This is a genomic window from Novosphingobium naphthalenivorans NBRC 102051 (assembly GCF_001590985.1).
GTDB classification, from domain to species: domain Bacteria; phylum Pseudomonadota; class Alphaproteobacteria; order Sphingomonadales; family Sphingomonadaceae; genus Novosphingobium; species Novosphingobium naphthalenivorans.
Genome location: NZ_BCTX01000127.1, coordinates 1 through 7,910 on the forward strand (window position 1 = coordinate 1; position 7,910 = coordinate 7,910).

6 protein-coding genes are annotated in these 7,910 nt (G+C 65.9%); 2 read left to right on the forward strand and 4 right to left on the reverse strand.

Annotated features, from left to right (window positions below):
- From NN5_RS23190 to NN5_RS23205, 4 genes are all read right to left on the reverse strand, one after another.
- A complete protein-coding gene (locus NN5_RS23190) occupies positions 1-1,281 on the reverse strand; it encodes a sensor domain-containing diguanylate cyclase (protein WP_067738864.1) in 1,281 nt (426 codons plus the stop codon).
- A gap of 432 nt (positions 1,282-1,713) precedes the next feature.
- Complete coding sequence (locus NN5_RS23195) at positions 1,714-2,841, reverse strand: GGDEF domain-containing protein (protein ID WP_245656673.1); 1,128 nt, start codon at positions 2,839-2,841, stop codon at positions 1,714-1,716.
- Between the two features lie 262 nt (positions 2,842-3,103).
- Complete coding sequence (locus tag NN5_RS23200) at positions 3,104-3,850, reverse strand: peptidylprolyl isomerase (RefSeq protein ID WP_067738871.1); 747 nt, start codon at positions 3,848-3,850, stop codon at positions 3,104-3,106.
- A 20-nt stretch (positions 3,851-3,870) separates the two neighbouring features.
- The gene (locus tag NN5_RS23205; RefSeq protein ID WP_067738869.1) at positions 3,871-4,569 is read right to left on the reverse strand and encodes a GcrA family cell cycle regulator; all 699 of its coding nucleotides are present in this window, start codon (positions 4,567-4,569) and stop codon (positions 3,871-3,873) included.
- Between the two features lie 93 nt (positions 4,570-4,662).
- Between NN5_RS23205 and NN5_RS23210 the strand changes: the two genes are divergently transcribed.
- Entirely contained in the window at positions 4,663-5,541 is an 879-nt protein-coding gene (locus NN5_RS23210) for an ABC transporter permease (protein WP_084385129.1), read from the forward strand.
- A gap of 96 nt (positions 5,542-5,637) precedes the next feature.
- Positions 5,638-7,887 carry a putative bifunctional diguanylate cyclase/phosphodiesterase gene (locus NN5_RS27225; RefSeq protein ID WP_281190466.1) on the forward strand — a complete coding sequence of 750 codons (2,250 nt, stop codon included), beginning with the start codon at positions 5,638-5,640 and terminating at the stop codon, positions 7,885-7,887.
- Positions 7,888-7,910 lie beyond the last annotated feature (23 nt).

Below are 7,910 nucleotides of genomic sequence, written 5' to 3' on the forward strand. Positions count from 1 at the left end.
CTAGGCGTTGGCGGCCAGGCGCGGTCCCGACGCGGGGGGCTCCTCGCGGGGGATGCGCCTGCTGGCCGCGACGACGCGGTTCTTGCCCGCCTGCTTGGCCGCGTAGAGCGCGGCGTCGGCGCTGGGCACGACGTCGACGGTGTTGCCCGCCGTATCGGGCACGCAGGCCACGCCGAACGATGCGCTGACCGGGGCGCCGTGTATTTCGGATAGGCTTTCTATGCGCATCCGCAGCATTTCGGCCTTGGCGGCCGCGTCCTCGATCCCGCAATCGGGCAGGATCACGACGAGTTCCTCGCCGCCATAACGGGCAACCACGTCGGACGGACGAAGCGCGCCTACCAGTTGCCCGGCAACATCGCGCAGAACCGCATCGCCCTTGGCATGGCCGAACTCGTCGTTGACGTGCTTGAAGTTGTCGAGGTCGATCATCAGCACCGAGGTCGCGCCGCCGGTGCGTTCGCCCAGGCTGATATAGCGTTCGAGCGAATCTTCCATGAAGCGGCGGTTGTAGAGCCCGGTCAGCGGATCGCGCAGCGACTGGGTGCGCAGCTTCTCGCGCAGGGCGATGTTCGAAAGCGCCAGCGACATGGAATCGGCCAGAGCCCGGCCCACGCGGCGGATGCCCATGAGCTTGTCGAAGGCGTCTTCGTCATCGCAGGCGAGCACCAGCAGGCCGAAGACCTGCCCCCGGGCCATCATCGGGATCTCGACGGAAGCCGCCGAGCCGATCGGATGCATACAGCACAGGGTATTGGTGCGGGTGTCGTTGATATGCGGCTTGCCCCGCTTGAGCGCCCAGCAATTGCTCGGGAGGATCGTGGAGGCCGGTTCAAAATCGCCCTTTGCGCTCCAGGACTTGGCAAGATCCAGCCGGTCGCGCGAATTGTTGAAGACATAGAGACCGCCCGCGAAGCCGGGGAGGAGCCGCCGGGCCGTCGCCATCAGGACCGCGCCGGCATCATCGTGATCGTCGGCTGCCTGCAGCATGTCGGTCATCGAGAACAGCTCTTCGATCTGGCGGCCGCTCTCGCGTGCCCGGTCGAACAGGCGAATGTGCTGCTTCATTTCAGCCATGGCGTGGCGGCCGGCGATCATTGCGGCGGCAAGAATGAGGAGCGAGCCGGCAAAGGTCACGCCCCCGGCGATATAGGCGCCGCGTCCGGAAAGGAGCATCGAAGCCGCGGCAGCCGCAGCATTCAGGACCATGACGGCATGCAGCGCATGCCGGATGCCCGGGCTCTGCCAATTGCCGGGAGTCAGGATTTCCTCTTCACCCACCGCTTTCCATCCTTTGCGATGGCTGTGCAGGTTAGTTGAAAGAAGTTAATGGAACGTAATTAGTTACGCATTTCACCGGAGGCGCCTGTATTGTGGCGCATTATTCTCATTATCTATTCAGTAAATATCGGTTTTAAACGGTAATTACATTTCTGTAATCGCGTGAGGCCGAGGGCGGGCGTTTGCTGATTTTTACAGGCCGGTCATGCAGCGTGCAGTTGTGTGAAAGAAAAAGTTAGCCAACGCAGAGCCCGGAAATCCGTCTTCGGCCGCAAAATCCATTCGCATCGGGCTGGGCTCTTCGGGCGGCTGCTAGCACGCGCGGACAATGCCCTGCTCCGAAGGCGGGGCCTAACAAAGATTGCATGTCCGGCTCAGGTGCGCGCCGGCTGGCCTCTCTCCCGGCCATCCGGGAGAGCGGGCCACGCGCCATCATTCGGGCGGATTGGCCTTGAGCACGACGTTGCGGCCCGCTTCCTTGGCCTGGAGCAGGGCATTGTCCGCTGCGCGCAGGGCTTCGCGGGCGTCCGGGAAGGCATGGACGTCGGCGACACCGGCGGAGAGCGTGATCTGACCGAACGGCACGTCGGTCGAGCGGTTGATGAGCCTGCGGGCGGCAATCGCCTCGCGGGCCTCGTCGATGAGGGCCCAGGCTTCCTCGATCATCTTGTTGCGCAGCAGGACGACGAATTCCTCGCCGCCGTGTCGGGCGACGTGGCAGGTTTCGTCCGTCATCGTCGCGAGCGATTGCGCTACGGTGCGCAGCACCCGGTCGCCGGCTTCGTGGCCATGCTTGTCGTTGATGCGCTTGAATTCGTCGATGTCGCAAAAGGCGACGCACAGCGGCTCGCCGTTGTCGCGGGTGGCGGTGTAGTCCTGATTGTAGCGGGCCTCGAACGCGCGGCGGTTGGGCAGGCCGGTCAGGTGATCGATCTCGGCGTCGGCGCGGGCATCGGCGAGCTGCTTCTGCAAAGTGCGCGTCTCGCGCTCCGAGCGGCTCAGTTCGCGGGCCACTTCGCGCGTGCGATCCAGCATGTGATGGGCCAGCGCCGTGATCTGTTCGATGACGTTGCCGCTGGTGTCGATCGTTTCCAGATCGCCGACATGCGCTTCCAGGGCGTTGTTGTAGTCGGTCGTGGCCGTGTGTGCGACGCAGGCGGTTGTCGCGAACGCCTCGATCGTCTTTTCGAGGCGCACGATCAGCGCGTGGATCTGCGCGGCACCGCCGTCCGTGGCTTCCTCGCGCATGATCTCTTCCAGCCAGTCCAGCGTCAAAGGCAGGCCTTCGGTCACGCGGGCGGCCGCGATCGCGGCCAGCCTCGGCTTGGTGCCGGTGACGATGTCGTGCGCCACTTCGAGCGTGAAGGGATTGACCGGAAGATCGTGCGTGATGAGGAATTCGGAGATGGCCGCAAGGCTTTCCAGCTGCTGATGCCTTCTGTTTCCCTGTTCGGCACTATCGTGAACCTGCGCCATGGCGGCTGCCTCTGCCGGTAGAACCGGCTGGGCGCCCTCGCCAAGCGCTTCGGGTTTGCCCCCGCCGAAGCCGAGCCAACGCATTATGCCTCCCCGGGTCATGCTGGGATCGTGTGCCGTCATGTTACGGTTAACGGCGGCGGCGCCCCGGTTTTAAGATTGGGCGTCACATAAATCGTGTTTTACAGGCCGAATTAGGTCAGTTGATTACCATTGTCTTTTCAAAGACATCCGGAGACGGTTCAAGAACATCGTAAATATCCGGCCCGGCCGGTTTACACTTCGCTGGGGAACCGGTGCCGCTGCCTGGCCTGCCGCGATTCGCAGCACGGCGGGCGCGGTGCCGTTACTGGCCCTGCGGTGCGGGGGCCGGAGCGGGGGCCGGAACAGGGGCCGGAGCAGGCGTTAGGGCAGGAGGCGGCGCGGCCACGCGGCGGGCGCTTGCGATCCTGACTTCGTTTTCGAGGATATCGCCCTTCATCACGCCTTCGCCCTTGGTGGCCGATCGCGGCATGTTCCAGATCGCGCGCACCACGTCCATGCCGCTCGCGACGTGACCGAAGGCGGCAAAGCCCGCGCCGGGGTCCTGGCCGGTATTGCCCTTTTCGGCATCGAGCGCGGGCATGTCGGAGATCAGGATCATGAAATCGGCGGTCGCCGTGCCGGGGGCGAAGCGCGCCATAGAGATCGTTCCGGCCTTGTGCAGGATGCCGGTCTGGTTCGTGGATTCATGTGCGACCGGCGGCAGCAGCTTGGCCCCGTCGCGCACGCCGCCCTGCAGCAGCCCGGCGGGCTCTTCGCTGTAGCCCAGGTGCATGGCGCGGTAGAACACGGCCCCGTCCATCCGCTTGCTGTCCACGTATTTGAGGAAGTTCGCCGTGGTGAGCGGGGCGTGGGTCTTGTCGAGATCGAGCGTGATGACGCCCGCGCTGGTGGTCAGCGCGACATAGACATGTTCGACCGGCTCGGGAGCCGGAGCCGGAGCCGGAGCTTCGGCCGGAGCCATGTCCTGCGCGGTCAGCGGCGGGGCGGTGCAGGCCAGAGCGGCGGCGAAGCCGAAAGCCCGCCAGCCATGCCGTCCTGCGCCGCGCATCGTCATCGCTCCGGACCGTTTCAGCGGACGCGCGGGCCGCCGAAGGGCAGGGGCGGAGGAGGACGGCGCGCGCCGCGCGGCAGCTGCGCCTGATAGGCCCGGCCGCAGTGCTCGACGCAATAGGGGAACCCGGGGTTCACCTTCTCGCCGCAGAAGTGGAAGTCCGGCTCGCCGGGGTGGCCCATCGGCCAGCGGCAGATGCGGTCGTTGAGGTCGAGCAGGCTGGTCTTGTCGGCAATCTCCGGGCTCGGCTTGGCCGGAACCAGGCGGCGCGGCGGGGCCGGCGGGATCGGCGCCTGCTGGTCGCCGGGGCCCTGACGCAGGAAGCCGCCGGGGCCGACCGAAATGATCCGGGGCTGCGGCTTCGCAGGCGCTTCGTCCGCGGGCGCTGCAGCCGCGGCGGACGGAGCGGGCTCGGCAGCACGCGGAGCGGGGGCCGCCGGAGCGGGCGCGGGCTTGCGTTCCGGAGCCGGCGCGGGCTCGGCCGCGCGCGGCGCTGGTGCCTCGGGCGCCGGCTTGGCCTTCTTGGGGGCCGCCGGGCGCGCGGGTTTCTCGTTGGCCTTGACCGGGGACGGGCGTGCCTTGAGGCCAAGGCGGTGCGCCTTGCCGATCACCGCGTTGCGGCTCACGCCGCCAAGCTCTTCCGCGATCTGGCTGGCGGTGGCCCCGCCCTCCCACATCTTGGTCAGCTTCTCGATCCGCTCGTCAGTCCAGCTCATTCCCGTTCCATTTTCCTGCCGGGGCTAAAGAATCACCCCGAAATTCGCGATGCCCGCTTGCCTCGCAAGGCCGCAGCCGATAGTCGCCGGTCCATGGCCGATCAAACGAATTCGACCGAACTGCTGACGCCCACCGCGCTAGCGCAGCCTCGCCGGTTTCCGGCAAAGGGCGAGCCCCTGATCCACCAGGTCAACTGGGAGGGGCTCAAGACGCTCTATATGAAGGAGGTGAAGCGCTTCTTCAAGGTGCAGACCCAGACGATCTGGGCTCCGGCGATCACGACCATGCTGTTTCTGGTGATCTTCACGGTTGCGCTGGGGCGCGGCGGGCGGGAAGTGCTCGGCGTCAACTTCGCGACTTTCGTGGCGCCGGGACTGATTGTCATGGGCATGATGCAGAATGCCTTTGCCAATTCCAGCTTCTCGCTGCTGGCGGGCAAGATCCAGGGAACCATCATCGATTTCCTGATGCCGCCGCTCAGCGAAGGCGAACTGATGCTGGCGATGATCGGCGCCGCGGTGACGCGCGCCGTGCTGGTGGGACTGGTGCTGGCCGGCGCGATGCTGCTGTGGCCGGGTGTGAACCTGTCGGTCGCGCATCCCTGGGCGGTCGTGTGGTTCGGCCTGATGGGCGCGATTTTCCTTGCGCTGCTGGGCTTCCTCACCTCGATCTGGGCGGAAAAGTTCGACCATAACGCGGCGATCACCAATTTCGTGATTGCGCCGCTCTCGCTGCTGTCGGGCACGTTTTACGTGATCGACAATCTGGCGCCCGCGTTCCAGGCGATCAGCCGGGCCAATCCGTTCTTCTATGTGATTTCGGGCTTCCGCTTCGGTTTCCTGGGCGCGAGCGATATCGGCGATACCAATCAGGCCGTGCTGCACGGCGCGCTGGGGCTGGGCGCGGTGAATGTGCTTTTCGCCCTGACCGTCTATCTGGTCCTGCGTTCGGGCTGGAAACTCAAGAGCTGAGCCCTCTTTTCGGCTGGTGCCGGGAGATGCGCCAGCCCCGTAAAGCCGTGCTGCGCGTTAACACAAAATAATCCCTCTGAGCCCTAGGGATTCCGCGTGTCTTTCCTTCGAATCAGGAATGCGGGCGGCGAATCCACGGCGGCGAATTTCACGCCGCATATCGTGCTGGCCGCTTTGGGCATCGCCGCGATCATCGTCGCGGTGCTGATCTGGTCGGACCGGGAGGTCGACCGGATCGCGCTGGAGCGCGATCGCGCGATCGGTTCGCTGGTACTCGAACAGAGCGTGGAGCGCATCGCCCATGCCCAGGAAGCGGCGACCGTCTGGGATGCCGCAGTGCTGGCGCTGCGCCAGCGGCCGCTCGATTTTCGCTGGATCGACAGGAATATCGGCACCTGGTTTTACGGCTACGCCGGTTTCGACGAAGTCTATATCCTCTCCCCTTCGGACGAGCCGCTCTACGCCATGCGCGAGGGCAAGCGGGCTGTGCCCGAATCCTATATCGCAGTAGAGGATGTGGCAGCGCCCATGGTGGCCCGGCTGCGCCGCACGCGCGAGGTTTCCCGCCTTGCGGCCGGCGAGGGTACGATGCTCTCGCCCGGTCAGGAGGATTTCACGGTCCTGCGCGGCCGGCCGGCCATCATCAGCGTCAAGCCGGTGATGCCGGACACCGACGCCGTCGTGGAGGAGGAGGGGCACGAGGCGGTGCACATCAGCATCGTGTATCTGGACGACGACTTTTTCGCCCGCATCGGCAGCCAGTATGGCCTGGCTAATGTGCGCTACCAGATCGCTCCCAGCCTGAACCCGCGCGAATCCTCGATCCCGCTGCGCACCCATGGCGGGCGCACGATCGGCTATCTGGTGTGGGAGCCTTTCGCGCCGGGCAGCCAGGTGACGGAGATCGTCGGCCCCACGCTGGTGCTGGTGCTGCTGCTCTCCACTGCGGCCATCTACGTGCTGGCCAGCCGCCTTGCCAAACGGAACTCCGATCTGGAGGAAAGCCGCCTGCTGGCCCACCATCAGGCCACGCATGACGGTCTGACCGGGCTGGGCAACCGCGCCATGTTCGAGGGCCGGTTCGACGAGGCGCTGTCGCACGCGCGGCGGCACGGAACGATGCTGGCGCTGCTCTATATCGATCTCGACCGGTTCAAGCAGGTCAACGACACGCTCGGGCATCCTGCCGGCGATGCGCTGATCCGTCAGGTGGCGCGGCGCCTGGTGGCCGAAGTGCGCCGCTACGATGTGGTCGCACGGCTGGGCGGCGACGAGTTCGCGATCCTGATTCGCGAGCCGGAGGATCGCGCGGTGATCGACCGGATCTGCCTGCGGATTGTCGGGCAACTGGAACAGCCGTTCAACGTCTCGGGGTCGCAGGCCTATATCGGCGCGAGCATCGGCGTGGCGATCACGCCCGACGATGGCCTCGACCGCACCGAACTGACCCGCCGGGCGGATATCGCGCTCTATCAGGCCAAGGCGGAGGGGCGCAGCCGCTACGTGCTGTTCAGTTCCGGCATGGACGAGGCCGTGCGCACGCGCGAGACGACGGAACGCGAATTGCGTCAGGCTCTGGCCGATTGCGATGCCCAGTTGCGATTGTACTACCAGCCGGTCTTTTCTGCCCGCACCGGGGAAATGACGGGGGTGGAGGCGCTGCTGCGCTGGCAGCACCCGGAAAACGGCCTGATCACGCCCGAGGCCTTCATTCCCGCGGCCGAGGAGACCGGGCTGATCGAGATGCTGGGCGCATGGGTGCTGCGCCGCGCCGCGCTGGATGCGGGCGCCTGGCCGGACTTGCGGGTTGCCGTCAACGTCTCTCCGATCCAGGTCCGCAACCGCAAGTTCGCCGATACCGTGCGCGCCATTCTCGCCGAGACCGGGCTGGCGCCCGAACGGCTCGAGATCGAGATCACGGAAACCGCGCTGATGGCGGCATCCAGCGAAGTCGCCGCCTCGCTGAAGGACTTGCGTGCGCTCGGGATTGCCTGCGCGCTCGACGACTTCGGCACCGGCTATTCCTCGCTCAGCCATATCCGCGACATTGCGGTGGACCGGATCAAGATCGACCGTTCGTTCGTCCAGGCTGTGCACACCGCGTCCGGCGCCGCGCTGGTCGAGGCCATCGTCGGGCTGGCGAGTGCAAAGGGTGTGCATCTGACCGCCGAAGGGGTCGAGGACAGCGCGCAATACGCTTTCCTGAGCCAAGTCGGCTGTGATGAAGTGCAGGGCTACCTGCTCGCGCGCCCGATGCCGGCCGATCAGGTCACGCAGATGCTGGCGGAAAAGCAATACATCCTGCCGCCGCAGCACGACGGCAATCACCCGGCAGCAGCGATCTAGGGCTAGGACCAATCGACATTCAG

What these genes read in the sequence shown, in the direction of transcription:
- NN5_RS23195 (WP_245656673.1), bottom strand. Translation starts at nt 2,841, where the DNA reads ATGCGTTGGCTCGGCTTCGGCGGGGGCAAACCCGAAGCGCTTGGCGAG.
- NN5_RS23200 (WP_067738871.1), bottom strand. Translation starts at nt 3,850, where the DNA reads ATGCGCGGCGCAGGACGGCATGGCTGGCGGGCTTTCGGCTTCGCCGCC.
- NN5_RS23205 (WP_067738869.1), bottom strand. Translation starts at nt 4,569, where the DNA reads ATGAGCTGGACTGACGAGCGGATCGAGAAGCTGACCAAGATGTGGGAG.
- NN5_RS23210 (WP_084385129.1), top strand. Translation starts at nt 4,663, where the DNA reads ATGGCCGATCAAACGAATTCGACCGAACTGCTGACGCCCACCGCGCTA.